Raw genomic sequence first — 24,369 nt, 5'->3', positions numbered from 1 at the left:
ACCAGGCACTACTGCCCTGCCTGGCTCGTCATGCTTTACAGCGACTTCAGGAAGGCCAGCATCGCCTCGCGATCCGACTTGCTCATCGCCTCGAAGCGCTGGCGCGACTTCTCGCCTTCGCCGCCGTGCCACATGATGGCCTCCGTCAGGTTGCGGGCGCGACCGTCATGCAGATAGCCGACACGGGCGGCGTTGCCCATGACCTTGTCTGTGTAGCCAATGCCCCAGAGCGGCGCGGTGCGCCACAGGCCGCCCTTGGCCTGGCCTTCCACGTAGTTGTCCGCCAGGCCCGTGCCCATGTCATGCAGCAGCAGATCGCTGTAGGGCTTGATGGTCTGGTTGCGCAGCTCGGCGAACAGATGGCCCGGGCCGGTCTTCATGGAAGCCGTATGGCAGGCCGTGCAACGGGCCTGGTCGAACAGGCGGCTGCCGGCCGTGACCTGCAACGGGTCGACGCGGTGCTCGTCCAGCGGTGCCACGCCCTTGGGAAAGCCGCTGGCCAGGCTGCGCTGGGCCGGCACGGCCAGCAGGGCCAGATAGCGCGACACCTGCTGCAGATCGGCCTCGGAAATGCCCGGCTCGGCCTTGCCCGCTGCGCAGGCCGTCGGGCCGTTGTTGCAGGCACGGCTCGGGTAGACGGGCGACGTCACGGCCATGTCCTGCAGCAGGGCTGCAGCGGCCTGGTGGCGCAGCGACACCTTGGAAGCCTTCCAGCCGAAACGGCCCAGGCGCACCGCGCCGGTCTCGGGGTCGTAGACGTAGTTGGGCACGCCCTTCACGCCGTCGGCATCCGGCGTGGCACGGGCAAGGGCCAGGATGTCGGCCTCGGCCACCGCCTCCAGCAGGCCGGCACCGATCATGGGCTGGGCCGCGCGCAGCGAGACCACGGCCGGCACCGGGCCGTCGAAGGCGAGCTGCGGCTTGCGCAGTTCCACCGCCGTGCCGTCGGCCAGCTTGACGTTCTTGGTCTCGAAGCCGGCGACGCGCACGCCGTTGCCCCAGTCCTGCGGCGCACCGGTGGCCGATTGCGCATTCATCTGGATGGACGTGCCATAGCGTGAATGCGGCACCTGCTGGCCGTTGGCGTCCAGCATGGCGGCGCGCACGGACATCATGTCCAGCCGCTGGTTGATCGCCGTGGGCGCCGGGCTGCGGCCGTTGTTGGTGTGGCAGGCGATGCAGGCCGACTGGTTGAAGCGCGTGCCCTGCAGCCCCACGGCCGCCTGGTAGCGATCGTTGCCAGGCTCGTTGTGGTCGCCCGTCGTGAAGTTGGTGTGCACCAGGCGGCGGCCTTCGACGAAGCGCTGCACGTTCTGCATGCCGGCGTTGTTGTGCGGCTGCTGGAACATGAAAAGGCCGTTGTCGGAATAGTTGTACGACACCGAGCCGTCGCCACCCGACAGCGTCGCCGCCGGCAGCGGCGCATTCATCAGCCGCGGCTGCACGCCATAGGAGGGCCGCAGGCCGACGCCCACCACATAGGTCCACTCGCCGGCGTAGTAGCGGATGCCGCCGTTGTCGCCGATGGCCTGCATGGCCTGGGTCGTCGAGAAGAAGGACGGCGAGACCTCGATGACATCGCCCACCACCAGGGGCCGGGCCGGCACGTTCTTGCCATTCGGGAAGCCGTCGGCGCCGATGTCGCCGTGGCCGGGGTACTCTTTGACCGTCAAGCTGCAGCCGTTGTTGAGCACCGTGCCGGGGTTGAGCAGCCTGCCGTTGGGCGGGTAGGCCACCGGCGGGCAGATGGTGATGTTCTGGTCGGCCAGCTGGCCGGGGTTCATCCAGCCATAGCCCGTCACACCCACGCGGTCGAAGGCGCGGAACCAGGCCACGCCGCCCGGCAGCTGCGGTTGCGTGAAGTACTGGTTGACGCGCAGCGTCGGCTTGGTCACGCCGGCCACGCGGCTGTTGTCGACGACTTCGAAGCCCCAGGTGCGGTTCTTGAAGTACTGGGGCACGAAGGTCAGGAAGTTGCCCGGGCCCTTGTCGACGGGGTTGCCCAGGGCATCCACCGTCTCGTTGGGGCCGTAGCCGATCTCGTTCCAGTCCTCGCCGCGCTCGCGGCCGTGGCGGGCCAGGCCGCGCACGCCGAAGCGCGTGACCAGGGTCCCGTCGGGCAGCGTGAACTGCAGCGACTCCAGCGGCTCGGCGCTGGTGGGCAGCGGCACCATGCCGGTGCCGCTGGCCGGGAACTTGATGGCCGAGGTGGCGACGTCGGCGATGGTGTTGTCGCTGCCCGGCGACTTGAACTCGACCTCGAACAGCGAATAGCCGTACTGCGTGGCACGTGCGATGCCCTGCAGGCGGATGAAGCGCGCATTGGCATTGAGGTTGAAGAACTCCTCGGTGCCGCCACGGCCGTTGGCGACGTTGCGCAGCTCGGTCCAGTTCTGGCCGTCGTCGGACACGCGCAGCGAATAGGCCTTGCCGTAGGCGTTCTCCCAGACCAGCTTCATGTAGCCGACCGCGGTCTTGGCGCCGAAGTCGAACTGGATCCAGGCGCCGTCTTCAAACGTGCTGGCCCAGCGCGTGCCGGGCTTGCCGTCGATGGCCTGCAAGGCGTTGTTGCCCTGGTTCTCCACGGCCGACGAGGTCGCCGTCACGGGCTTGACCGCAACGCCCGGCTGGCCCGGGTTGGGCGCCGGTGCCGGAGCGGGGGCGGGACTAGGAGCGGGGGCCGGTGAAGGCGCAGGTGCGGGGGACGGCGCTGGCGCGGGTGCAACACCCGAGAAGGCCTGGATCTCGAAGATGGAATAGCCATAACCCGAAGAGCGCTGGATGCCCTTCACACGCAGATAGCGGCCCTGGCCCGACAGGCCGGTCCAGTCCTCGCTGCCGCCCTGGCTGTTGGGGACCGACTTGATCGTCGTCCAGTTTGCACCGTCACTCGAGACCTGCAGTTCGTACTGGTTGGCGTGGGCGCGTTCCCAGTCGATGTGCACGCGGTTGATGGTCACCACGCGGCCGTAGTCCAGCACCAGGAACTGGTCGTCGCTGAAGCCGCTGCTCCAGCGCGAGTTGTCGTCATGGTCGATGGCCTTGGCCGGACCGAGGTCGGCGCGCTCGGAGGCGCTGGCCGTCGCGTTGACCGGTGTCAGCGCCGCCTCCGACTCGCCCACGCTGGCCGCCAGGACGCGCATGGTCGGGCCGGCCTCGCTGCTCTGAGCCTGGGGCTGGGCCGGGTCACCGGAACCGCCCGAGCCGCCGCCGCAGGCCGAGACCAGCAGGCTGACCGCGAAGGGCAGGCCGAGGCTTGAAAGATTGCGTAAACCGTGTGGCTTCATTGATCCCTCTTCATCGTGTTTGAGATGACCCGCCTAAGATGACATCGTCGTCATCCGCGGCCGAACGGCCTGTGAACGACGCGCATGCTGCCCACCCCCTAGTCCGCAGTCGCGGGCCAATTCAGCTGTCACAGACCAAACCAATTCGAGCCCGTCTTGCGCCGCGCTGCTGAACATTCCCTGGCCCTCGGCCCTCGCCCTGTCGGCGTCACGCTGCAGCAATGGCTGCATGCGGCCCTTTGCGAAGCGATACGCGATGGCCGGCTGCCCGCAGGCGCCCGGCTGCCCACCAGCCGCAGCCTGGCCCGCGATCACGCCCTCTCGCGGTCCACCGTCACTGCGGTCTTTGAGCGACTTCTTGCTGACGGTTACATCTCTGCCCATGTCGGTCGCGGCAGCTTTGTCGCGCCGCAAGTGCCGCTGGCGTCTGCCTCTGAAGCCCCGCCGCAAGCCCTGGCCCCTGCGCTGTCCCGCCGCGGCCGACAGATGAGCGAGGCCGGTGCAGGCGTCATGCACCGCAATGGACCGCTGCCGCGCACCTTCGAGGCCGATCGCGTCGACGCCGGCCTCTTCCCCACCGCCGTCTGGACCAAGCTCGCGGCCAAGCGGGTGCGCTGGTACGAGAGCCGCATCGTCCAGGGCATCGAATGGCAAGGCCTGGCACCCCTGCGCGAACTGCTGGCCCAGCAGTTGGCGCTGACACGCGGCATCCGCTGCGACGCCGACCAGATCGTCATCGTGCCCGGCACCCGCCAGGCCCTGGACCTGCTGGCCCGGCTGCTGCTCAACCCCGGCGAGGAAGCCTGGGTGGAAGACCCCGGCTCACCCGCCGTGCAAGCCCTGCTGACGGCCGCCGGCGCGCGCGTCGTGCCGGTGCCGATGGACGATGAAGGCCTGGACGTCGCCGCGGCCCTGCGCCTGGCGCCACGCGCCCGTCTGGCCTGCACGACGGCCGCGGCCCAGATGCCGCTGGGCCACGTCATGTCGGCCTCACGCCGTCAGTCCCTGCTGGCCTGGGCGCGCGAGTCCTGCGCCTATGTCATCGACGAAGACCGTGACGGCGATTTCGTCTTCGATGGCAGCGGCGCCGGTGCACTGAAGGCCGACGACGACGGCGACTGCGTCATCCACCTCGGCAGCCTGGCCTTCAGCCTGGCGCCCTGCCTGCGCCTGGCCTATCTGGTGCTGCCGCGCCGCCTGGTCGAGCCGGTCTGCACCAGCCTGGCCCTGACCCAGTCCCAGCCCTCGCTGCTGGACCAGGCCGTGCTGCACGACTTCATCGCCGACGGCCACTGGGCGCGCCATCTGCGCGAGCTGCGCTCTGTCTACGGCTCCCGCGCCGAGGCCCTGCGCCACGGCCTGGACAAGCACTTCGGCCAGTGGCTGCAGTTCACGCCCTCGCGCCGCGGCCTCAACCTGACGGCCTGGCTGCCCGGCTCGGCCCGCGACGCCGACCTGGCCGGCCGCGCCGCCGCAGCCGGCGTCATCGTCGCGCCGCTGACCTCCTACCGCCTGCAGCACCCGGCACCAGCCGGCCTGCGCTTCGGCTTCGCCGCTTTCTCCGAGGCCAGCATCCGCAGCGGCGTTCACAAGCTCGCGCAAGCCCTCATTTGAAGTCAGGCTAGTTGAACCTGCCGGCCTCGAGCCGGCACCCACGCCGAACTCCAACTCAAGGAGAAGGCGTGCTTTCCATCCTGGTCGGCCACAGTTTCTTCCTGCGCTTCGACGCCAAGCAGTTCGACCGCGCCAAACCCTATCCCCCGCTCGCGACCCTGCAGGTCGCCGAGCTGCTGCGCCGCCAGGGCCACGAGGTCGCCCTTTTCGACGCCATGCTGGCCACCGGCACGCAGGACTTCGACCGCCAGCTCGCCGCCGGGCAGCCGGCCGTCGTGCTGCTCTACGAGGACAACTACAACTACCTCAGCAAGATGTGCCTGGCGAAGATGCGCGAGGCCGCCTGCGCCATGATCGCCAGCGCCCGCCGCGCCGGCGTGCGCGTCATCGTGGCGGGCTCCGACGCCAGCGATGCCCCCGAGACCTATCTGTGCGCCGGCGCCGACGTGGCGCTGCGCGGCGAGGGCCTGGACGTGCTGCCGGCCCTGCTGCGTCGCCTGGAAGCTGAGCCCTCGCGGCCCGGCAGCGAGCTGCTGGCCGGCCTGGAGCAGCCCGTCACACTGCAGCCGCGCGGCGACCAAGCCGAGCTCGAAGCCCCGGCCGCCTGGGACCTCGTCAGCATGCAGCGCTACCGCGCCACCTGGGTGGCGGCCCATGGTTATTTCAGCCTCAACATGGCCGCGTCCAAGGGCTGCTCCTTCCGCTGCAACTGGTGCGCCAAGCCGATCTGGGGCCAGCGCTACCAGCAGCGCAGCGCCGCCGCCGTGGCGGCGGAGATGGTGGAGCTGAAAGACCGCTTCGCGCCCGACCATGTCTGGTTCGCGGACGACATCTTCGGCTTTCGCGCCGACTGGGTGCAGCGTTTTGCCGCCGAGCTGAAGGCCCGCGGTGGCGGCCTGCCCTTTACCATCCAGACCCGCGCCGACCTGATCAGCGACGCGATGGCTCAGGCCCTCGCCGACGCCGGCTGCCGTGAGGCCTGGATAGGCGCCGAAAGCGGCAGCCAGCAGGTGCTGGACGCGATGAACAAGGGCACGACTGTGGCCGAGATCCACCGGGCCCGCGAACGCCTGCAGGCCGTCGGCGTGCGCGTCTGCTTCTTCATCCAGCTCGGCTATCTCGGCGAGGGTCTGAACGAACTGCTGCAGACCCGCCAGCTCATCGAGGAAGCCCGGCCCGATGACATCGGCGTCAGCGTCTCCTACCCGCTGCCGGGCACGCGCTTCCACGAGCAGGTCAAGGCCCAGCTCGGCGCGAAGACGCATTGGGACGACAGCGCCGACCTGGCCATGATGTTCCGCGGCACTTTCGGCAGCGAGGTCTATCGCAAGGTGCGCGACCTGCTGCATGCCCAGGTCGACCTGGGCCGGCTGGACGCATCGGCCCGTCGACGCGCGGGCGACGAGATCAAGGGCCGCTGGAACCGGTTGATCGCCGAGCTCAGCCCGGCCGCCGCCGTCACGCCATGAGCAAGACCTGCAAGGCCTGGGCGCCCAGGCGCGGATGGCTGCCGCGGCGCAGCTCCCAGCCATGAAGCCGGCTGCAGCCTTCGACAAAGGCGGCCCAGCCCGGCTGGCCGACGGCATAGGCTTGAGTGATGTGCAGCCGCTCCAGCAGCTCGTCGGTGGGCAGGGGCCGCAGCAGTGCGTCATCGGCCGCGGCCTCGGGCGCGGCGAAAACAACATGCTCGAGCCGCAACGGCTCGGCCGCCAACGGCGCCCAGCCGCCGCGCAGGTCCACCTCGTGTTTCTCGACGCCGCTGCGGCGTCGGATGACCGGCGCGGCCTGCACGCGTTCTCGCAGGGCCGCCTCATCCATCCAGCGCAGCGCATCAAAGCGCAGATGCAGGTAGTTGGCGATGCCGGTGACGCGCAAGGCCTGCGGCTCGACGAAGCTGGCGTCTTCGGTCAGGAAATTCAGGCCCTGCTGCATCGCATGCAGGGCCAGCGTCGACTTGCCCGCCCCGCTCTCCCCGACAACCAGCGCGCCCGCACCGCCCGTCCCGACGCAGCCCGCATGAAGCGGCACCAGGCCCTGGGCGCGGCAGGCCAGCGTGAAGACGGCGAACTCGATGAGTTCGTAGCGCGCGTGGTAGGGCCAGGCCAGCAGCGCACGCGACATCTGCACCACGGCGCGTCCAGCGGCGGCATTCACCAGCGCAACGTGGCTCTCGTCCATCGCGATGCCGCACAGGCCAGCGCCGCCCAGCATGCGCGCCGCCGGCGGCTCGACGTCGAAGGGTGCAATGCCCTCCACCAGCCGCAACTCGATCTGCAAGGCCAGCCCGCCCCACTGGTGCGCCGGCAAGCCCTGGTAGGCCGCATCCACCAGGTCCAGCAGCTCAGCGCTGTCGCTGCGGAATTCGATGGCACAGCCCAGCAGCGTGTAGCCGCGCCGCAGCGCCAGCGGAGCGCGTTCGCCAAAGGGATCGGCAATCTGCCGGGGATCAGCGCGCCAGGTGTTCATGCAGGGGGTTTCCATGAAAGAGATGAATGAGTTGCCCGACGCCAAGGTCCTGCAGGCCACGCTGAGGGTAACGACGGACCGGCTGGCGGCGGAGCTGGCCAGCCCGTTGGCCGTCGCGCCGGCATGGAGCGCCTTCGAGTGGCGTGCCGCCATGGCCATCGCCGTCATGCACGGCATCAGCGGCCTGCTGGCCGGGAGGCTGCTGTGGCAAGGTCCGTCCGACTGGCAGGCCTTCCTCGCCGACCAGCTGGCGCACAGCCGGCAGCGTGAATGCAAGGTCCGCGACCTGCTCGCCAGGCTCGACGCGGCGGCCCGCGAAGCCGGCATTCCACTGGTCGCGCTGAAAGGCTCGGCACTGCTCGACCTCGGCCTCTACGCCGCCGGTGAACGACCGATGAGTGACATCGACCTGCTGATGCGCAAGGCCGATTTCGAGATCGCGCATGCCATCGTCATGCGCCAGGGATTTTCGGAAGGCATCACCAGCTGGAAGCACCGCGACTACCTGCCGTTGAACACACCGGCGCGGCGCGGCTTCGGCGAGCATGCAGACAACCCCATCAAGATCGAGCTGCACACGGCCCTGCCGGAGCGGTTGCCGGTGCGCGAGATCGACGTCGCCACCCAGGTCATGGCGCCCGATGCGAGCGCCGGCCTCAACGCCTACGCCAGCCCGGCGGCGCTGATGCGGCACCTGCTGCTGCACGCGGCCGGCAATCTCTGTGAATACACCATCCGCCTGGTCCATCTCAACGACATCGCTGCGCTGGCACCGCGCTTGAGCGAGAGCGACTGGAGCGACGCGCTGGTCCCGGCCAGCGACGGCCTGCCGGCCTGGTGGGCCGTCCCGCCCTTCTCCCTCGCGCAACGACTGTTCCCGGCACGGATCCGGTCGACACCCCGGGCCATGCAGCGCGCGATGTCCGCCTGCCCCCGCTGGCTGCGGGCCGCGGCAGCCCGCTATGACCTGCACGGTGCCAGCGTGTCGCGCCTGGGCATCTCGATGCTGCCGGGCCTCGAGTGGTCCCACACCCTGGCCGAGGCCGGCCGCTTCGCGATACGGCGTCTGCATCCACGCCGCGATGAACAGGCCACCACACGCCTGCAGGTGCAGTCCGTGCACGCCCTGGCGAGCTCGCCATGGACGCACCGGCCGAGCTGGCTCAAAACGCTGAGCTTTCTGTTCGGCACGCCACCGCGGGCCCAGACGATGTATTCCCTGCATCAGGCCCTCGGCTACCGCCCCAACAGCCCGGCGTAGAGCTGCTCGAAACGGTCATGACAGAACGCTGCATCCTCCGCCAGCGCGCGCCGCTGGGCCTCGAAGGCAAGGCGCAGGCGCAAGGCCTCGTCGCCCGCCACGCGGGCGATCAGCGCGGCCAGGCCGGCAGCATCGCCGGGGGCCGCCACCAGGGCCGCATCGGGTGTCCATTCGGCCAGATGGCCGACCGCCGTGCCGATGCTGGGCAGGCCCAGCACGGCCGCCTCCAGCACCGCCAGGGGGCCGGCCTCATGCCGCGAACTGATGACATGCAGATGCGCCTGGGCCAGCAGAGGTGGCAGTTCGGCCTGGGTCTTGAAGCCGTGGAAGCGCACCCGCGACGCGAGGCCCCACTGGGCGGCCAGCGCCTGCACGGCTCCGCCCAGCGTGTCCTCGCCGATCAGGTCCAGCTCGGCTCCGGGCACCTGGGCCAGCGCCTGCAGCAGGCAGGCCTGGTCCTTGACGCGGTTCAGGCTGGCCACCTGCACCAGGCGCAGCGGCGCACCGGCCTCGCGCGGGCGCGGCGCGCGCTGCGGCCAGACATCCAGATCGACGCCCAGCGGCAGGCGCCGTGCCTCATGCCCGAGGGCGGCAATCTGGTCGAGGACGCACTGGCTCGCCGCCGTCAAGGCATCCGCACCGCGCAGCACGAAGGCCTCGCGCAGCCTGCCGCGCAGCGCGAGGCGCCCACCGTAGCCGATGTCGCGCAGCGCCACGAGTTCGCCTCCCGCCACGTGCACGGCGCAGCGCAGGCCCAGCAGCCGCGCCGCTGCGACGGCGACTGCACCACCACTGCCGGACCAGATGGCCTGGACCAGCTCGAAGCGCCCGCGCCGATGCTCTTCCATCACCGCCTTGACGGCCCGCAGCACCGTGGCCCGGCCGCCGATGTTGTGCACGCGCGCGCCATGCAGCCACCACTCGCCGGGCTCGACCTCCTGCCGCAAGGCGAACACATGCACCTCGTGCCTCAGCGCCAGGCGCTTGAGCAGGGCCAGCAGGGCCGGCACCACCCTCACCTCGCCCGAGCGGTCCACGCCGCCGGGCACGACGACCGCGATCTTCAACCGCAAGCCCTCCCATGAACACCCAGACCCGACTGCTCGACACCCAAGAGGCCTTTGACAGCGTCGCCGCCGATTACGACGGCCCGCGCGGCAACAACCTCGCCATCCAGGACATGCGCGACGAGATGTGGCGCTGGCTGGACCGCAGCTTCGCGCCCGGCAGCCGCCTCATCGACCTGGGCTGCGGCACGGGGCTGGACGCCGTGCACCTGGCCGCGCAGGGCCACCGCGTGACGGCGACCGACTGGTCCGAGCGCATGGTGGAACGCACCCGGGACCGCGCGCGCGATGCCGGGCTGGACGTCGATGCGCGCGCCGTCGGCGCCCACGAACTGCAGCGCCTCGAGGGCGACTCCGCCTTCGACGGCGCCTACTCCAACCTGGGACCGCTGAACTGCGTGCCCGACCTGAATGCGGTCGCGAGCCAGTGCGCACGGCTGATCAAGCCCGGTGGCCGCCTCGTCTTCACCGTCATCGGCCGCTACTGCCCCTGGGAGGTCGCCCACTATGCGCGCCAGCGCCGCTGGGCCCGTGCCGGCATCCGCTTCGCGCGCGACACCGTGGCCGTCGGCATGAACGGCCGCACGATCTGGACGCGCTACTACACGCCCGCCGAGTTCCATGCCCCCTTTGCCGAACACTTCGAGCTGGAGGTGCAGCGCGGCCTGTGCGTCTTCGTGCCGCCGCCCTATCTGACCTGGCTGGCCGAACGCCACCCGCGCTGGCATGAGCGTCTGTGGGCCCTGGATCGGCGTGTGGCCGGCTGGCCGCTGATCAATCGGATGGGAGATCATTTCCTGCTCGTCATGCGGCGTCGCGCCAGCAGCTGAAGGATTTCGTCCAGCAGCGGATGGCGGCTCCAGCGCAGGGCCGCCAGCCAGACCAGCGGCGCGACGCTCAGCGGCACGACGAGCACCGCCAGGGTCGCAAGCGCACTGCCGCCCACCGCGCCCAGCAGGGCGCGCGGCGCCTGGCCCAGATGGCGCGCAGCCAGTCCCAACTGCACCGGCAAGGCGAGCATCGCGGCCGCGCACAGGGCCCAGGCGAAGGACGCCAGACTGCCATCGAACAAGGTCACACCGAAGCCGATGCGTGCCAGCAGGCTCACCGCCGTGGGCCAGGCCGCCAGCTCGGGCCGCCCCACCGCCGCGAGCGCGGCGCCCAATTGCGTGAAAGCCAGCGCCAGCCCGGCCACCAGCGCCAGCGGCAGCACGGCCGGCGTGCAGTCCAGCCAGGCCGGGCCGTAGAGCAGCCGCACCAGGGGCTCGCGGTAGGCCACGGTCAGCGCCAGCAGCGGCCAGCCCAGGCCGGTCAGCAGCGCCGTCGCGCGCTGCAGGGTCGGCGCGAGGGCCTGCCCACTGGCGTGCCGACTCGACAGCAGCGGCAGCGCTCCGAAAGTCAGGGCCTGGCCGGCCACCGCCTGCAGCAGGCTGACGGTCGCCTGCGCGCGGCCCAGCAGGCCGAGCTGGTGCGGCGCCGCCAACCGGCCCAGCAGCAGATCCGGCAGCGCGGCATGCAGGCCGGCCAGGCCGCTGGCAAGCAACGAAGCGCCGCCGAAACGCAGCACCTCGCGCCACCCCTGCCAGGTCGGTCGCCACGGCAGCCGGGTCGGACGCCAGGCGGCGTAGACCAGGCCGCAGGTGACGGTCGCGGCCACCTGGGCCCAGGCCAGCCCCAGCGCGCCAGCGCCTTCGGCGGACAGGCTCAGGGCCACGATGGCCTGGACGGCGACGCCCAGCCACGACACCTTGGCAATGCGTGCCGCAGCGAGATCGCGCAATTGCAGGGCCGCCATCACGCTGCCAAAGGCCGAGACCGGCAGGCCAACGGCGAGCACGCGCAACAGCGGCGCGAGACCGGGTTGGCCGAACAGCCTCGACAGCGGCTCGGCCAGCAGCAGCAGCGCGAGCAGGGCCACCACGGTCGTGCAGGCCAGCAGGCCGAGGCAGGCCGAGAAGCGCCGCGCCGTCAGCGCCGGCTCGCGTTGCAGATAGGCCGAGATGCCGAAGTCGCGCAGCAGCTGGACGATGCCGAACACGGCCGCCGCCATCGCGAACAAGCCCAGCTCGGCAGGCCGCAGCAGCCGCGCCAGCGCGAGCCCGAGCAGGAAGCGCATCGCCGTCTCGCCGCTGGACGCGGCCAGGTTGCCGAGAAAGGCGCGCCGCACATCGGTGCGCGCCAGCGGCAGCGGCAGCGTGGTCATGACGCGAGCGCGTCCGCGTAGGCGGCGGCGAGGCTGCGGCTCAGCGCCGCGGGTGAGCAATGCGCGTCGAAGCGGGCCCTTACCGCCGCGCGACGCTCGGCGGCCGGCGTGCCGGCCAGCTCGACCAGGGCCGCGGCGAGCGCCGCCGCATCGCCCGTCGGCCACAAGCGCGCCACGGACAAAGGCCCCAACAGGCTGCGGAAGGCCGGGATGTCGGTCACGACGGGGCTGAGGCCGCAGGCCAGGGCCTCGATGGCGCTGTAGCCCGAACCCTCGCGATGGCTGCCCTGCACCAGGGCATCGGCGGCCGACATCAACATCTCGATGCGGGCATGGGGCACGACCCCCAGCAGCTCCACGCGGCCGGCCAGCAGGGGGTCACGCAGCCGATCGCGAACGGCTTCATAGAGCGGCGCCTTGCCGAAGCACATCCACAGCTTCAGGCCGGGCAGCCGCGGCACGGCGAGCGCGATGCCGTCCAGCACCGTCAGTGGGTCCTTGTTCGCGTCCAGATGGGCAACCCACAGCAGGCAGGGGTCGCCCGTCAGCCCGGTGGCTCGCCGCGCCTCGTCGCGGTCACGCGGCTGGAAGTCGCAACTGGATTCGGGCACCTCGTAGATGCGGGTGCGGGCACTCACGAGACCGTGCCGAAAAAAAGGCAAGGCCTGCTCGCGCGCATGGAACATCAGGCCGCGAGCGCTGGCAAAGGCGCGGCGCGAGCGCCACCACGCCAGCGGACGGCGGGGCGGCCGATCGGCATGGTCCTGGAGCAGCAGCGGCACGTGCGGCGCCAGGGTTGACAACCAGTGGACCTCGCGCGCAAAGCCCAGGCCCTGCAGATGGATCACATCGGGTTGCAGCCGGTCCAGCAGTTCGGCCAGCCGCGTCGATGGCTGTCCGCCGCCGTCATCGAAGGGCAGGAAGTGGTGGTCCACCTCGTCGCGCCGCATGAAGTCGCGCCGAGCGCAGCACTGCACCACGTCGACGTGGGCACCGGCGTCGGCGGCAGCACGGGCGCAATGGCCCAGCGTGGGCCAGTCGCGCAGCAACTGCTCAGGCGCCCGATCCGTCGGGTCGAGGAAAGGGTTGATCTGGGCGACGCGCATGGCTCACAGGGCATGAAGCTGCGGGTCCCACAGCTTCACGGCCCGTTCCAGCCAGCGCAGCTCGCGCGGGCTGTTGTAGCGCGCCGTGCGATAGCGCCAGGCCGAGGCGGCGCGCAGGGCGGCCTTCTGCCAGCCCGGCGCGCGGATATCGGTCAGCGTCGGGAAGCGGCAGCCCAGCACGGTACGGAAGTCGTGGATGCGCTGGCGCAGCGCGGGGCTCAGCCAGGGCGCGTCCTTGTGGCACCAGTAGTCCACCCACTCCTTCTGCGCCCAGCCGTCGGCGCTGTCGGGGAAGGCGAAGCCCTTGGGCAGGGCCGGGTCGCGCGGTGTCCAGCGCCCATCGCCGAGACGCCGCGGCGGCAGCGGCGTGTGGATGTGCAGCATGATCTCGGCGGCCGGGTGCAGGCGCTTGATCTGGCGGATGAAGGCGAAGGTCCGCTCCGTCTCGCCCTCGGGGTCCACGGCCGGCGCCAGCATGAAGGACAGCTCGGGCACCACGCCGTTGGCGCGGCAGGTCTCGACGACGGCCAGGGTCTGGTCGGAGCGCGTGCCCTTGCGCATGTCGCGCAGCAGGCTGTCGTTGGGCGACTCGGCGCCGATGTAGGCCATGCGCAGCCGGCTGCGCCGCACCAGCGCCCAGGAGTCGGCCGACATGCCCTGCAGCGCGTCGGCACGGGCATAGCACCACCAGGGCATCTGCAGCCGCGCCAGCACCTCCAGCAAAGGTTGCATGTCGATCTCGCGATCGAAGAAGTTGTGGTCGTAGAACTGCACCGAGTCGGCGCCGAAGCGCGTCTGCAGGCCGCGCAGGTCGCGCTCCAGGCGCTCAGCCTCGGGCAGGGCCGTCTTGCCGCGGAACATGGCGGCCACACCGCAGAAGCTGCAGCGGTAGCGACAGCCCAGAGCCGCCTGATAGCCGGTGGTGCGCCGGCCGAGATAGGTGGGGCCGAGATAGCGCTGCGGGTCGTCGACCTCGTCGTAGCTGACATCCATGCGCAGCGGTGCCGTCGAGAAGGCACGGTCGGCGTTGTGCACGACCTCACCGTCGCGGCGCCAGGACAGACCGGCCACCTCCTCCAGCGGCTTGCCTTCGGTCAGCGCGTCCAGCAGCTCCATCAAGCCCTGTTCGCCCTGCCCTCTCAAGGCGTAGTCGACGCAGTCGCTGTTCAGCGCCGCATCCGTGCACAGCGTCGGGAAATAGCCGCCCCAGACGATGGGCAGGTCCGGCGCGACGGCGCGGATGGCGCGCGACACGGCCAGGGCTGCCGGCAGTTGCGGCCCGCCCATGACGGACAGGCCCACGGCCACATAGCCGCCTTCCTTGACAGCAGCAGCGGCCGTCTCGGGCAGATGACGATCCAGGTTTCCGTCGAGTATGCGCACCGCATAGCGCTCCTTCAACGCCGCAGCCAGATGCATGACGGCCAGCGGGAAGCGCGCGTTGGACGTGATGCGCGGGTTGATCAGCAGCAGGCGCTTCATGCGAGGGCCTCTTCTTCCTTCAACAGTTGCAGGCCGGGCTCGGCCACCAGCAGATGCGGGGCGAGGGCCTTGGCTCGGCCGTCGATGCGCACGGGCACCAGGCCCAGTGCCTCGCCCAGGTCGGCGTCCGCATAGAGAGGCCGGCCGCCCACGACGACGAGGCGCAGGTCGGCCCGCGTGGCGCGCGACAGCGGCAGGCCGGGGGGCAAGGCAATGAAGTCGGCGCGCAGGCCGGGCTCCAGGCGACCGCGGTCGTGCAGACCCAGCAGGCGCGCGGCATCTTCGGTGACCCAGGACTCCAGGGCGGCTTCGCGCCAATCCGTCAGTTCTCGCACCAGGGCCAGTTCGGCCAGCAGGTCGCGGCCACCGCTGATGCGGGAGTCGCTGCCCAGCAGCAGACGGCCTTGCGCGAACAGCCACGCCGGGTCCAGCGTGCGACCGAAGAGATGCAGGTTGGAGCCGGGGCACCAGACGACGACGGCGCCCGACTCGACGGCGAGGCTCTGCTGCGCTGCGCTCAGGCCCAGGCCATGCACGAGCAGGGTCCCGGGCGCGATGCAACCCAGAGCTTCGAGGCGGTCGAACTCCAGCGCCGCCAGCGTGTCGACGCCTTCGGCGGCATGGATGACCCACGACTGGCCGGCCGACATCGCCTGGTGCGAAGCGCGAACGGCCTCCTCGCCTTCGAGGGCCAGGGAATGCGCCCAGCCACCCAGCTCGGGCACGTTGACCGGGAAGTCGGGCTCGTCCAGCACGGCATGACGGGGGTCGTGGTGCAGCACCGTCGTCACGCCGCTCAGCAGGTTCTTCAGGCCTCCGGCCAGCAGCCGCTCGGCGCGCGGCCGGGCCCGGTGCGCGAGCAGACCCGGGTCGGTCGACAGCCGTGGCGTGATATCGGCGATCCATTCGCTGGCGTTGCGATAAACCTCACGGAACTTCAGCCGCGGCAGCGCACCGTTCAGATGCAGATGGTCGTGGGCATTGATGAGGCCGGGCAGCAGGCGGGCAGCACCGAGGTCGACACGCTGCTCCCCTGGCACGGTCACGATGCGGTCGCCGCAGGTGCTCAAGGTCACCCCAGCGGCCGCATTGAAGAAATGAAAGCTCATGGCTTGACCAGCTTCAAGGCCAGGACGACGGCCAAGCCGCCCCAGCGCCCATAAAAGGCCTCGGAGCCGGTGAAGGCCTCGCGCAGCTGCTGGCCGACACACACTTCGCGCTGATCCTCCAGCACCAGACCCGCCCGCCAGGCGGCGGAACGATGGGCGTCCAGATCGTGCAGGGCGTGCAGCAGCTCGTGGCGCTGGCCGCTGGCGTCGTTGAAGCTGCGTGTCATGCCGGCGCGCGCGGCATCGGGGTGGAAGTCGGAATAGACCAGCACGCCGCCCGGCGCGAGCACACGGGCGACCTCGGCCATCCAGGCGTCGAGGCTGGGCGCATGGCCGACGGCCAGGCCGCTGACGATGAGGTCGAAGCAGGCCGAGGCAAAAGGCAGGCTCGTCATGTCGGCCCGCACGCGATGGGCCAGCGGCGCACGCGCCAGCATGCCAGCGGACAGGTCACTGCCGACGACGAGGGCCGCGCCGCCCTCCTGCAGCAAGAGGCCGTAGCGACCGCTGCCGCAGGCCAGGTCCAAGGCCCGCAGTCCTGCCACCTCGGGCAAGAGCTCCAGCACCGCGGCCTGCTCGGCGCGCATCAACGGGTTGTGCGGCAGCGGCGGATAGCTTTCGGCCCAGAGGTCGTAGGCGGCCACGTTGGCGAGGGCGCTCATGACGTGAACCACTTGGAGCAGACGCAATGTGCGCACTCGGGTCGCCGGCCGGCGCGGATGCTCGCGCGCAGGCGGCGCATGGAAGGCGAGTTCAAGCCCTCGCTCAAACCGCCATCACCCAGCCTGGCATTGCCGGCGATGAAGAAGCAGGGCCGCAGGCCACCATCGGCCTCGATGACGGCGGAGTGTTCGGGCGCGTTGCAGCGCACCGGCGGCGGTGCGCCCAGGCCCAGCCGGGCCCGGTAGTGGGCCTCGATGCGGCGCAGCTTGGCCGGCGACTCGACGATGAAGCCGCTGGCGAAGTCGGCCGCGTCCAGCGCGTCCAGACTGGCGGCCAGCACCGGCAGGTCTTCGGCCCGCAGCGCCACGCCATCGACGGCTTCGCCGTGGCGACCAAAGGCTTCGGCATTGCTGACATCGGCGGCCAGGAAGGAGATGCCCGCCACGCCGAGCTTGTGGGCGAGTTTGACCAACTCGGCCAGTTCACCCGCGTTGCCGCGCTGCACCGTCACGCGCAGCGTCACGTCCACGCCCTCGCGCACCGTCGCGCGGATGCCGGCGCAGACGGCTTCGAAGGCGTCGAGGCCGCGTATGGCCGCATAGCTGGCCGCCGTGCTGCCGTCCAGCGACACGGTGACCTGATCGAACCAGCGCGCCACTTCCGCCGCCTGCTTGGCCAGGGCCAGGCCGGCGGTCAGCAGCCAGAGCTGGTGGCCCTGGCCGTGCAGCAGGGCCGCGATCTCGGCCCATTGCGGATGCAGCAACGGCTCGCCGCCCGACACCAGCACCGTCTGCGTGCCGAGTTCGCTCAAGCCCGGCAACAAGCGCCTGACGGTTTCGATCTCGATGTCGCGCCGCCCATGCCGCCACCAGTCGCAGCTGACGCAGCGTGAATTGCAGCGCTCGGTCAGGTAGAGCGTGGCCAGCGGCAGCCGCGTCAAGGGTTCGGCGAGGGCAATGGGCCGCTCGATGACGCTAGAACAGGGCATGCAGCTCGGCGAAGCTCTGGCGCCGGTTGTCGATGGCGTTCTGCGGGATGCCGCCGAACTTGCGATAGCCCGCGCGCAGCTGCACGAAAGCCCAGGGCGTGTACTCGTAGACCAGGCTGTAGCGCACCTTGTTGTCGTGGGCCACGCGACGGTCGGGGTCGAGGTACTCGCTGGTCAGCTTCAGGTTGTGGCCCTGCTGCACCAGCCAGTTGGCTTCCAGCAGCGTCGCGTACTGCTTGCGTCGGCCTTCCGGATAGCCGGCGTCGCTGACCATGTCGAGCTCGGCCAGCCAGGTCACCGGTCCCGTCGTCGTGCCCGCGAAGAGGCCATAGGCCTGGCGGTCACCCGCCGTCGACTTGACCTGGGCCGCGGCCGCACCGACACGCCCCCAGGGCTGCATCCAGATGGCCTGGGCCGTGGTCTGGTGGCCGGTGGTGCCACCCTTGTTGCCGGGGCCGTTGCTGCGCACCAGCTGGATGGACCATTCGTCGCTTTCACGCCCCAGCTCCAGGCCCTTGTCGGGCACGGTCATGCTGACACCGCTCAACTGGCGCACAAAGGCCAGGCTGTCCTGCAGCCGCCAGCCGAAGGGCAGGTAGAACTGGCCGGCCTTGGCATACCAGCCCAGGCCCGGCGTCGACAGCCGCACATAGGCCTCCTGGCGCTCGGACTTGCCCGGCGCGACCTGCTGGTCGAGATAGGCGCCGAGGTAGTCCTTGATGAGCTGCACATCGGCATACAGACGCGTCTGCTCGGTGCCGCCGACGCTGGTCGTCGGTTGGCCCGAGACCGAGGTGCGCGTCGTCGCAGTACGCAGATCACCGCCCAGGCGCAGGCGGTCGTCGAAGAGCGAGCCGTTCCAGCCCTGCAGCGCATCGGGCAGGCCGTTGGCCGGGATGACGTTCTGCGCAAAGGTATTGCCCACCGCATTGCGCAGGCCGCCACCCGTGGGGTTCACATGGCAGGCCACGCATTTGAGGCCGCTGCGAATGGCGATATAGGGTTCAGCCTTTGCCAACGACATCAGTGCCAGCAGCACCAGGCCGAAGAGGATTCGCGCGGCCTTCATTTCTGCGCTCCGTTGTCGATCCACTGGCGGATCAGATTGATGGTCTGCGCGTCGAGGTAGGGGCCGCCAAAAGGCATGCGTGCACCGACGGACTGGTGGCCTTCCAGCTTGTGGATGAGGTAGCTGTTGGCGGCATCGCCCGGGGCCACGCGCTTGAGCCCGGGCACTTCGGCGCTCGATACACCGACCAGCATCGTGAAGCTGTTGGCCGCATCCAGCCGCAAGCCCTGGGGCGCCGCGCCACCGGCATGGCAGGCCGTGCAGATGGGCGTGAAGACATGGGACTGGATGGAGCTGAAGCTCGCTGTCATCGGTCCGCCGGGATCGTCGCCTTCGCCCAGCGGCCGGCCGTTGGCATCCAGGCCCGCGCCGCTGCCGCCACCGCAGCCCGCGACCAGCGCGGCCGTGGCGGCCAGCGCCCCCCAAAGCAATCTCGACCTTCTCATCAGCATCTCCTGCAACTCACTGCGCCGTGAGTGCCGGCCCGCTCAGCGCGGGTTCAAGAGAAGCTAGGGGTCAGAAAGCTGTCGTCAGACCCAGCACCACCGTTCGGCGCCGTGTCGCGTCTGTCCATGTGTAGGGACCGCCGCGGCCGGCCGCGATCCAGACGAGCTGCAACTCGCTGCTCGCACCCAATTGCCAGGAGGCGCCGACGCGCAGGTCCAGGCGCGTCGAGCCGCGTGACTCGACATAGGAGGGCGGTTCTCCCGAGCCGTGCAGCAGGCCGACGTGGCCCAGCGCCGCGAGCCGCGGCGCCAAGGGCCAGCGCAGGTTGAACTCGGTGTAGAGGCTGCGCTGGCCGATGCCGTAGTAGTCGGGCGAGAAATAGGCGCGCAGATTCCAGCGTTCGCCCAGCAGGCCCGCATAGACCTCCTGGTAGTCGTAGCTCGACACGTTCTCGTAGGCGTGGGCAACGACGCCGGCCTCGCCGTCCAGGCCCGGTGCCACGCCAAAGACACGGCCGCCATAGAGTTGCAGCGCCGCTCCCTGATGCTGCGAGAAGCGCGCATGGCCCAGCTGCGCACCGCCATACCAACCCGCGTCGCCATCCCAGGCCAGGCCCAGTTGCGCGCTCGGCTTGTTGGCGCTGTAGGACATGCCGCGCTCGCGTGCATCCGTCTGCAGCGACAGCGTGCCGCCGATATCGGCCCAGGCTCCGCCCGCGCAGGCCCACAGCGTGGCGACCAGCGTCGTCAGTCGGGCCAGTTGCGCAGGAGGCATCAGTCCGGAGTCAGTCCTTGCGTCGTGCAGGTGGGAGCGCGCGTACCGGCATGGCGGGCCAGCGTGGCGCAGCTGTCGATGCGTCCCTGGGCTGCCGTGACCAGGGCCGTCTTCAAGGCCAGGGTGCCGCGCGTGCCGTCGAGCTCGCGCACGAGAGCGAGCAGGCCGGCGGCATGGGCGGCCGCGAAGGAAGACCCCGTTACCAGCGACCAGCCGCCGCCGACCGCAGTGCTGGGCACGTCGCGGCCCGGTGCGATGACGACGCCGGCCGGCAGCGGCGGTGCGCTGCCGACGACGAGGACACCCGGATGGTTGGCCGGAAAAGGCCCGTTCTCACCCGGCATGGCCGCAACGACGGTGGCTCCGCGCGCCTGGGCCTGGTCAATCAACAGGGCCAACAGGCGGTCGTCGGGCCCGCCCAGGCTCATGTTGATGATGTGGGCCCCTTGCTGGATGGCCGCGTACAGGGCCTTGGCCAGGCCGAGGCTGGTGCACAGCGTCTGGCTACTGCCTGCCTGGGCCGCTTGCCAGCAGGCGCGCAGGGCCAGCAACTTGGCCTGGGGCGCGATGCCGGCGATGCCCAGGCGATTGTCGGCATGCGCCGCGATGATGCCGGCCACGGCCGTGCCATGCCCCTCGGGCGGCACCGCGCGGTCGTCGACGAAATTGCCGTTGAAGGCGACTTGGCCGGCCAGGTCGGGATGGCTGGTCTCCACGCCGCTGTCGACGATGGCCACGCGCACGCCCTTGCCGGTGGCCAGCTGGTGCAGCTCCGCCAGATGCCATTGGCGGGCCGCCGGCTGGGCCGGGTAGAGCGGCTCCTGCTCGCTGCCCTGGGCGCGATACAGGCTGACGGGCTGGGCCCAGGCGACGCGCTTGTCCTCGGCCACGGCCTCGGCGACCTTGGAAGGGCTGCGCGTGTCGCCCTCGGGCAGGCGCATGACGAAGCAATCCACACCCGCCAGCGGCATGGCCCATTCGCTGCGCATTTCCAGCTTGTGCGCGTCGGCCAGGGCCTGGGCGATCTGCTGGCGCGACTGCCGGCCCACGCCTTCGCCATAGGTGCCGGCATAGCTGCCGTCGGGCCGGTAATGGGCCTTGGGCAGTTGCAGCATGACGAGGACCTGGCGCTGGGCTTCCTCGGCCTGGGCGCGCGCGGGGCTGCCGAAGCAGCTCAGCAGCAGGGCCAGCAGGCTCAGCCAGAGCTTCATCGTGCCGGTCCCGGTTGCAGCGGCTCGGCCATTTGAACGATGGGCGCCGTGCGCAGGGCCGCCAGGCCACGGGCATCGACGCGCAGCAGCCAGGCACCGGTCTCGGTCGGGCCGGCGACCACGCCGGCGCCCTGGGCGCGCAGCAGCTCGCGCACCGCCTTCTCGGTGGTGCCGGGCTTGAACATGACCAGGGCATCCGCCACGACCGGTGCCGTGCCGGCGGCGGACAGGCCCTGGTAGGCGGCCTGATCTTCCTGGCGCGGCATCAGCACCAGGACCAGCAGCAGGGCGACAGCCGCGCCCTGCAGGCCCAGGGCCCAGGGCATCCAACGCGGCAGGCTGGCGGCTTTGCCCTTGGACTTGGGCGGGTCCATCAGCGCATGCATGCGGGCCAGGCCGGCTTCGACGTCGCCGCCGGCGTCCGGCGTGCCGGCCACGCTCAGCAAGGTCTGCATGGGCTGCTCGGCCGCCAGCTCGTTGCGGCAGGCCTGGCAGTGCAGCAGATGGCGCTGCACCTGGCCGGTCTCGTCTTCGCCCAGCTGGCCCCGCGCATACCAGGGCAGCAGGGCCTGCACGGCGGCGTGCTCGTCATGCTCCATGGGAATCACCACACTCATCATTGTTCTCCTTGCTCCAGCCCCGCCAGGTCGTCCAGCAGCAGGCGCAGCCGGCGCCGTGCATAGAACATGCGCGTCTTCACGGTCTCGGCCGGGCAGCCGACGATGTCGGCGATCTCGGCGTAGGCCATGTCGTGGAAATAGCACAGCTCCACGACGGCGCGATGCTCGGGCGACAGCTCGGCCATGGCCTGTCGAAGCCGCCCCCGCAACTGGACCAGGCCCAGTTGCTGTTCCGGCCCCGGCCCCGGGTCGGACGTTTCCTCCACCTCGTCGCCGTCGACCGGCAGGTCCTGGCGGCTCAGGGCCTTCAGGGCCTTGCGGTAGGCGATGCCGAAGATCCAGGTGGACAGCTTGCTGCGCCCGTCAAAGCCCTCGGCGCGCTGCCAGACCACCATCATGGTGTCGTTCAACGCCTCCTCGATGGCGTCGGCCTGGCGCATCAAGTGCGACAGAAAGCGCCACAGCCGGGGGTGGTAGAGGCGGTAAAGGGCATCGAATTCGGCCCGCTGGCCGCGCTTGATGCCCTCCAACAGGGCCAGCTCCAGCGCTTCGGCGGCCGGGCCACGGACAGCGCTTACCGGCGCCGCCGGGGCGTCGTCACGCTTTTGCTTCCTGATGCTGGGCCACTTCAACATGCTCGCCTGCGGGTTTCCATTGCCCATGAGTCCCGGCGGGGCGCCAGGAGGTTCAAAGGCGATGGTAGCGAGCCCCCTCTACCCCGGGGATTCCTTCACGAAAGATCAGCCAGCGTCATCTCTTTCAACCAGCGGGATTCGGCAAAACCCTTGGTGTCATAGAGCTTTTTCAGCTTTGTCGTGGGCACCGCCACCTTGCACGCGGCCAGGGTGAAGTTCTGCTCCCCCTTGCCTTCCTTCCAGGCCGACTGCCAGACGGTCGCAAGCGTCACGGCGCCGTCGGCCATGCGGTTCAGGGTGCGCTCGCCCAGGGCCGACCACATGGCCGCCGCCTGGCCGCGGCCGTGCACGCGCTGGTAGACCTCCAGGATCTCGGTCGGCGGCAGCTCCGTGATGGTGCGCCGCATCAGCTGCACGATGGCGTCGGCCGCCGCCATGGGCCCCTTGAACAGCGGGCGCACCGGCGCAGCCGCGACGCGCTGCCCGACGCCGGCCACGACCTCGTCGGCGGCCTGGTTCAGCATGTCGTCCTCGTAGACGGCATGCACGGCGTCGTCGGTGTCGTCGTCGGCCTGGCCGTGGTGGAACTGGGACACATGCAGGGGCTGGCAGGCGTCGCCGATGTAGTGGGCCAGCACGCCGGCGGCGCAGATATAGGCGTCCAGCTGCTTGGCGGCCACGGCCTGGACCATGACCTTGTAGAGCTCGGCCACCCGGAAAGGCAGCGCCCCGCGATGCTCGGGTTTGCGGGCGGGGTCGATGCTGCTGTAGAACTGGTCCCAGACCTGGGGATCGCGCGTGGCCGGCGCCTGCTGCCACAGCTGCATCAGCGTCTTGCCGGCAAAGGCGTCGCGGCCGGCCTCGTCCATGTCGGCGAAATGGTTGGCCTTGTCCTTGCCGCGGGTGCGGCGCCAGACCAGGTCGGGCACGTCGGCCAGGGCGATGAACTGGCTGGTCTGCGTGGCGGCGGGCAGCTTGCCGGCGACGATGTCCGCGTCGCTGACGCCGATGGCCTGCGCGTTGGCCTTGAAGACGGCCTTGGCCTTGCTCGTCTGCAGGGCAAAGCAGGCAGCGAAGCCGATGTTGTAGTGGCCGACCTTGCCCCAGTAGCGGCTCTGCCCGCTGCGCCAGTCCTCGACGAGCTCGACGTTCAGCGCCTTGCACAGCGAGCTGAAGCCGGTGGCCAGCGCGAACTCGGTGGCGCGGCTGGAATTCAGGGTGCCGAAGCCGTGGCCGCCCCATTGCACGGCCAGCGGGCGAAAGGCGGTGGGCGGCGGCAGGCCGGCGTCCTTGGGGCCGCGGTCGGCCATCTCATCCCAGAACCAGGTGACGCCGGAGTCGCCCGGCCGCGTCTGCACGGTTTCGCCGGCGCGGCGCGGGCCGATGAGGAATTCGGCCAGCGAGTCCACGCCGCCCATGCTGGCGTGGCGGTAGAACAGACCGTGCACGCAGCCTTCGGTGCGCATGCCGCCGGGCAGCACCGTGAACAGCGGGCAGCCGATGAGGTTGAGGCTCATCTTGTCGGAGCTCAGGTCGATGACGGGGCCGAAGCCGCCGACGCCCAGGTACTGGGAGTTGGTCGAGCCGACGCTGTCGAGCTTGACCAGGGCCGCGTCCAGCGTCAGCTTGGTGTCGCGACCGGCAAAGCCGGGATAGATGTCGGCCAGAGGCAGCGAATCGACGCCGTGGGCCGTGATGTGGCCGATGCCGACCTTCTTGCCGCGTGGCAGCGCGAACACCGGCGCGCCGGGCTCGGTGCCCGAGGTCAGGTGGCGGCTGACCAGGGCGAAGGCGCAGGCGCCGTCCTCGACGACGGCGGAGGCAACGCCCATGCGGGTCGCGCCCTGGTCGGCCACATGGACCTGGAAATTGGGGCCGAACTTGTCGGCCGCGTACAGGGCCGTGTCGGCCGGCGGCAGATTGGAGACGCGGCGCTGCACGAGGACGGGGCAGGTGCGCACCTGGCGGCCGTCGGGCAGGTAGAGGACCGGCGGCACGGCCAGCTCGGGGTGGCGGGACAGCTTGCTGCGGTCCAGCCATTCGCTGACGAAGACCAGCACGCAGGGCCAGGACCAGGGCCGGAAGTCGCTGTTGGCCAGCGTGCGGGCGCCCAGCTCCTTGCCGGTCTGCTCGGTGTGCTCGTCGGTGAAGTTGGGGTCGCTGAGCCGGATGCGGTAGCGGCCGATGGCCGTGCCAATGACGGTGGGCAGGTTGGCGATATGGACGTGGTACTGGTCCCGGGCCTCGAGCAGGTCACGCACGCTCAGGGTGCGGGGGTCGGCGCGGCGGATGAAACGGTCCATGGGTGCTCCAGGTTCAACGCCGGCACGCTATCAAGCCCCAGAACACATTGCCTCATCAAAGCTT

20 protein-coding genes are annotated in these 24,369 nt (G+C 70.4%); 4 read left to right on the top strand and 16 right to left on the bottom strand.

Annotated features, from left to right (window positions below; translation table 11 throughout):
• Nucleotides 1-35 precede the first annotated feature (35 nt).
• Nucleotides 36-3,287 (bottom strand): di-heme oxidoredictase family protein, encoded by a 3,252-nt coding sequence (locus ACS5PN_RS25070; RefSeq protein ID WP_439466751.1) that lies wholly within the window; start codon nucleotides 3,285-3,287, stop codon nucleotides 36-38.
• Between the two features lie 156 nt (nucleotides 3,288-3,443).
• Here ACS5PN_RS25070 and ACS5PN_RS25065 point away from each other — a divergent pair, with 156 nt between their 5' ends.
• Complete coding sequence (locus tag ACS5PN_RS25065) at nucleotides 3,444-4,901, top strand: PLP-dependent aminotransferase family protein (protein ID WP_439466750.1); 1,458 nt, start codon at nucleotides 3,444-3,446, stop codon at nucleotides 4,899-4,901.
• Nucleotides 4,902-4,969: 68 nt separating this feature from the next.
• Nucleotides 4,970-6,370, top strand: a complete 1,401-nt coding sequence (locus ACS5PN_RS25060) for a B12-binding domain-containing radical SAM protein (protein WP_439466749.1) — start codon at nucleotides 4,970-4,972, stop codon at nucleotides 6,368-6,370.
• On the opposite strand, the gene ACS5PN_RS25055 is transcribed toward ACS5PN_RS25060, so the two are convergent.
• Nucleotides 6,360-7,367 carry a hypothetical protein gene (locus ACS5PN_RS25055; RefSeq protein WP_439466748.1) on the bottom strand — a complete coding sequence of 336 codons (1,008 nt, stop codon included), beginning with the start codon at nucleotides 7,365-7,367 and terminating at the stop codon, nucleotides 6,360-6,362. The genes ACS5PN_RS25060 and ACS5PN_RS25055 overlap by 11 nt on opposite strands.
• Before the next feature lie 13 nt (nucleotides 7,368-7,380).
• Here ACS5PN_RS25055 and ACS5PN_RS25050 point away from each other — a divergent pair, with 13 nt between their 5' ends.
• A complete protein-coding gene (locus ACS5PN_RS25050; protein WP_439466747.1) occupies nucleotides 7,381-8,628 on the top strand; it encodes a nucleotidyltransferase family protein in 1,248 nt (415 codons plus the stop codon).
• On the opposite strand, the gene ACS5PN_RS25045 is transcribed toward ACS5PN_RS25050, so the two are convergent.
• A complete protein-coding gene (locus tag ACS5PN_RS25045; RefSeq protein WP_439466746.1) occupies nucleotides 8,604-9,695 on the bottom strand; it encodes a glycosyltransferase family 4 protein in 1,092 nt (363 codons plus the stop codon). The genes ACS5PN_RS25050 and ACS5PN_RS25045 overlap by 25 nt on opposite strands.
• A gap of 14 nt (nucleotides 9,696-9,709) precedes the next feature.
• Between ACS5PN_RS25045 and ACS5PN_RS25040 the strand changes: the two genes are divergently transcribed.
• Nucleotides 9,710-10,525 carry a class I SAM-dependent methyltransferase gene (locus ACS5PN_RS25040; RefSeq protein ID WP_439466745.1) on the top strand — a complete coding sequence of 272 codons (816 nt, stop codon included), beginning with the start codon at nucleotides 9,710-9,712 and terminating at the stop codon, nucleotides 10,523-10,525.
• Here the strand turns inward: ACS5PN_RS25040 and ACS5PN_RS25035 are convergent.
• The 13 genes from ACS5PN_RS25035 to ACS5PN_RS24975 form a co-directional block, all read right to left on the bottom strand.
• Entirely contained in the window at nucleotides 10,486-11,898 is a 1,413-nt protein-coding gene (locus ACS5PN_RS25035) for an oligosaccharide flippase family protein (protein ID WP_439466744.1), read from the bottom strand. The genes ACS5PN_RS25040 and ACS5PN_RS25035 overlap by 40 nt on opposite strands.
• The gene (locus ACS5PN_RS25030) at nucleotides 11,895-13,004 is read right to left on the bottom strand and encodes a glycosyltransferase family 4 protein (RefSeq protein ID WP_439466743.1); all 1,110 of its coding nucleotides are present in this window, start codon (nucleotides 13,002-13,004) and stop codon (nucleotides 11,895-11,897) included. Before ACS5PN_RS25030 ends, ACS5PN_RS25035 begins: the two co-directional genes overlap by 4 nt.
• A gap of 3 nt (nucleotides 13,005-13,007) precedes the next feature.
• A complete protein-coding gene (locus tag ACS5PN_RS25025; RefSeq protein ID WP_439466742.1) occupies nucleotides 13,008-14,486 on the bottom strand; it encodes a B12-binding domain-containing radical SAM protein in 1,479 nt (492 codons plus the stop codon).
• Nucleotides 14,483-15,595 carry an amidohydrolase family protein gene (locus tag ACS5PN_RS25020; protein WP_439466741.1) on the bottom strand — a complete coding sequence of 371 codons (1,113 nt, stop codon included), beginning with the start codon at nucleotides 15,593-15,595 and terminating at the stop codon, nucleotides 14,483-14,485. Before ACS5PN_RS25020 ends, ACS5PN_RS25025 begins: the two co-directional genes overlap by 4 nt.
• Nucleotides 15,592-16,257, bottom strand: coding sequence for a class I SAM-dependent methyltransferase (locus ACS5PN_RS25015; RefSeq protein ID WP_439466740.1), 666 nt, complete (start codon nucleotides 16,255-16,257; stop codon nucleotides 15,592-15,594). The genes ACS5PN_RS25020 and ACS5PN_RS25015 overlap by 4 nt, the downstream gene beginning before the upstream one ends.
• Nucleotides 16,254-17,246, bottom strand: coding sequence for a radical SAM/SPASM domain-containing protein (locus ACS5PN_RS25010; protein WP_439466739.1), 993 nt, complete (start codon nucleotides 17,244-17,246; stop codon nucleotides 16,254-16,256). Before ACS5PN_RS25010 ends, ACS5PN_RS25015 begins: the two co-directional genes overlap by 4 nt.
• Entirely contained in the window at nucleotides 17,233-18,315 is a 1,083-nt protein-coding gene (locus ACS5PN_RS25005) for a hypothetical protein (RefSeq protein WP_439466738.1), read from the bottom strand. Before ACS5PN_RS25005 ends, ACS5PN_RS25010 begins: the two co-directional genes overlap by 14 nt.
• Entirely contained in the window at nucleotides 18,312-18,761 is a 450-nt protein-coding gene (locus ACS5PN_RS25000) for a hypothetical protein (RefSeq protein ID WP_439466737.1), read from the bottom strand. Before ACS5PN_RS25000 ends, ACS5PN_RS25005 begins: the two co-directional genes overlap by 4 nt.
• A gap of 70 nt (nucleotides 18,762-18,831) precedes the next feature.
• Nucleotides 18,832-19,536, bottom strand: a complete 705-nt coding sequence (locus tag ACS5PN_RS24995; RefSeq protein ID WP_439466736.1) for a TorF family putative porin — start codon at nucleotides 19,534-19,536, stop codon at nucleotides 18,832-18,834.
• Nucleotides 19,536-20,747, bottom strand: coding sequence for a S8 family peptidase (locus ACS5PN_RS24990; protein WP_439466735.1), 1,212 nt, complete (start codon nucleotides 20,745-20,747; stop codon nucleotides 19,536-19,538). Before ACS5PN_RS24990 ends, ACS5PN_RS24995 begins: the two co-directional genes overlap by 1 nt.
• Nucleotides 20,744-21,364 carry a zf-HC2 domain-containing protein gene (locus tag ACS5PN_RS24985; RefSeq protein WP_439466734.1) on the bottom strand — a complete coding sequence of 207 codons (621 nt, stop codon included), beginning with the start codon at nucleotides 21,362-21,364 and terminating at the stop codon, nucleotides 20,744-20,746. The genes ACS5PN_RS24990 and ACS5PN_RS24985 overlap by 4 nt, the downstream gene beginning before the upstream one ends.
• Nucleotides 21,364-22,002 (bottom strand): RNA polymerase sigma factor, encoded by a 639-nt coding sequence (locus tag ACS5PN_RS24980; protein WP_439466733.1) that lies wholly within the window; start codon nucleotides 22,000-22,002, stop codon nucleotides 21,364-21,366. Before ACS5PN_RS24980 ends, ACS5PN_RS24985 begins: the two co-directional genes overlap by 1 nt.
• A 95-nt stretch (nucleotides 22,003-22,097) precedes the next feature.
• Nucleotides 22,098-24,305: a hypothetical protein gene (locus ACS5PN_RS24975; RefSeq protein WP_439466732.1), complete on the bottom strand. Its 2,208-nt coding sequence runs from the start codon at nucleotides 24,303-24,305 to the stop codon at nucleotides 22,098-22,100.
• Between the last annotated feature and the right edge of the window lie 64 nt (nucleotides 24,306-24,369).

Source organism: Roseateles sp. NT4 (genome assembly GCF_051857475.1).
In the GTDB taxonomy this organism is placed as follows: domain Bacteria; phylum Pseudomonadota; class Gammaproteobacteria; order Burkholderiales; family Burkholderiaceae_C; genus Pelomonas.
This window is presented reverse-complemented; position numbering and strand designations above follow the sequence as displayed.

Excerpts from the sequence above, each read along its gene's own strand:
- ACS5PN_RS25070 (WP_439466751.1), bottom strand. The coding sequence starts at position 3,287 with ATGAAGCCACACGGTTTACGCAATCTTTCAAGCCTCGGCCTGCCCTTC.
- ACS5PN_RS25055 (WP_439466748.1), bottom strand. The coding sequence starts at position 7,367 with ATGAACACCTGGCGCGCTGATCCCCGGCAGATTGCCGATCCCTTTGGC.
- ACS5PN_RS25050 (WP_439466747.1), top strand. The coding sequence starts at position 7,381 with ATGAAAGAGATGAATGAGTTGCCCGACGCCAAGGTCCTGCAGGCCACG.
- ACS5PN_RS25040 (WP_439466745.1), top strand. The coding sequence starts at position 9,710 with ATGAACACCCAGACCCGACTGCTCGACACCCAAGAGGCCTTTGACAGC.
- ACS5PN_RS25035 (WP_439466744.1), bottom strand. The coding sequence starts at position 11,898 with ATGACCACGCTGCCGCTGCCGCTGGCGCGCACCGATGTGCGGCGCGCC.
- ACS5PN_RS25030 (WP_439466743.1), bottom strand. The coding sequence starts at position 13,004 with ATGCGCGTCGCCCAGATCAACCCTTTCCTCGACCCGACGGATCGGGCG.
- ACS5PN_RS25025 (WP_439466742.1), bottom strand. The coding sequence starts at position 14,486 with ATGAAGCGCCTGCTGCTGATCAACCCGCGCATCACGTCCAACGCGCGC.
- ACS5PN_RS25020 (WP_439466741.1), bottom strand. The coding sequence starts at position 15,595 with ATGAGCTTTCATTTCTTCAATGCGGCCGCTGGGGTGACCTTGAGCACC.
- ACS5PN_RS25015 (WP_439466740.1), bottom strand. The coding sequence starts at position 16,257 with ATGAGCGCCCTCGCCAACGTGGCCGCCTACGACCTCTGGGCCGAAAGC.
- ACS5PN_RS25010 (WP_439466739.1), bottom strand. The coding sequence starts at position 17,246 with ATGCCCTGTTCTAGCGTCATCGAGCGGCCCATTGCCCTCGCCGAACCC.
- ACS5PN_RS25005 (WP_439466738.1), bottom strand. The coding sequence starts at position 18,315 with ATGAAGGCCGCGCGAATCCTCTTCGGCCTGGTGCTGCTGGCACTGATG.
- ACS5PN_RS25000 (WP_439466737.1), bottom strand. The coding sequence starts at position 18,761 with ATGAGAAGGTCGAGATTGCTTTGGGGGGCGCTGGCCGCCACGGCCGCG.
- ACS5PN_RS24995 (WP_439466736.1), bottom strand. The coding sequence starts at position 19,536 with ATGCCTCCTGCGCAACTGGCCCGACTGACGACGCTGGTCGCCACGCTG.
- ACS5PN_RS24990 (WP_439466735.1), bottom strand. The coding sequence starts at position 20,747 with ATGAAGCTCTGGCTGAGCCTGCTGGCCCTGCTGCTGAGCTGCTTCGGC.
- ACS5PN_RS24985 (WP_439466734.1), bottom strand. The coding sequence starts at position 21,364 with ATGAGTGTGGTGATTCCCATGGAGCATGACGAGCACGCCGCCGTGCAG.
- ACS5PN_RS24980 (WP_439466733.1), bottom strand. The coding sequence starts at position 22,002 with ATGTTGAAGTGGCCCAGCATCAGGAAGCAAAAGCGTGACGACGCCCCG.
- ACS5PN_RS24975 (WP_439466732.1), bottom strand. The coding sequence starts at position 24,305 with ATGGACCGTTTCATCCGCCGCGCCGACCCCCGCACCCTGAGCGTGCGT.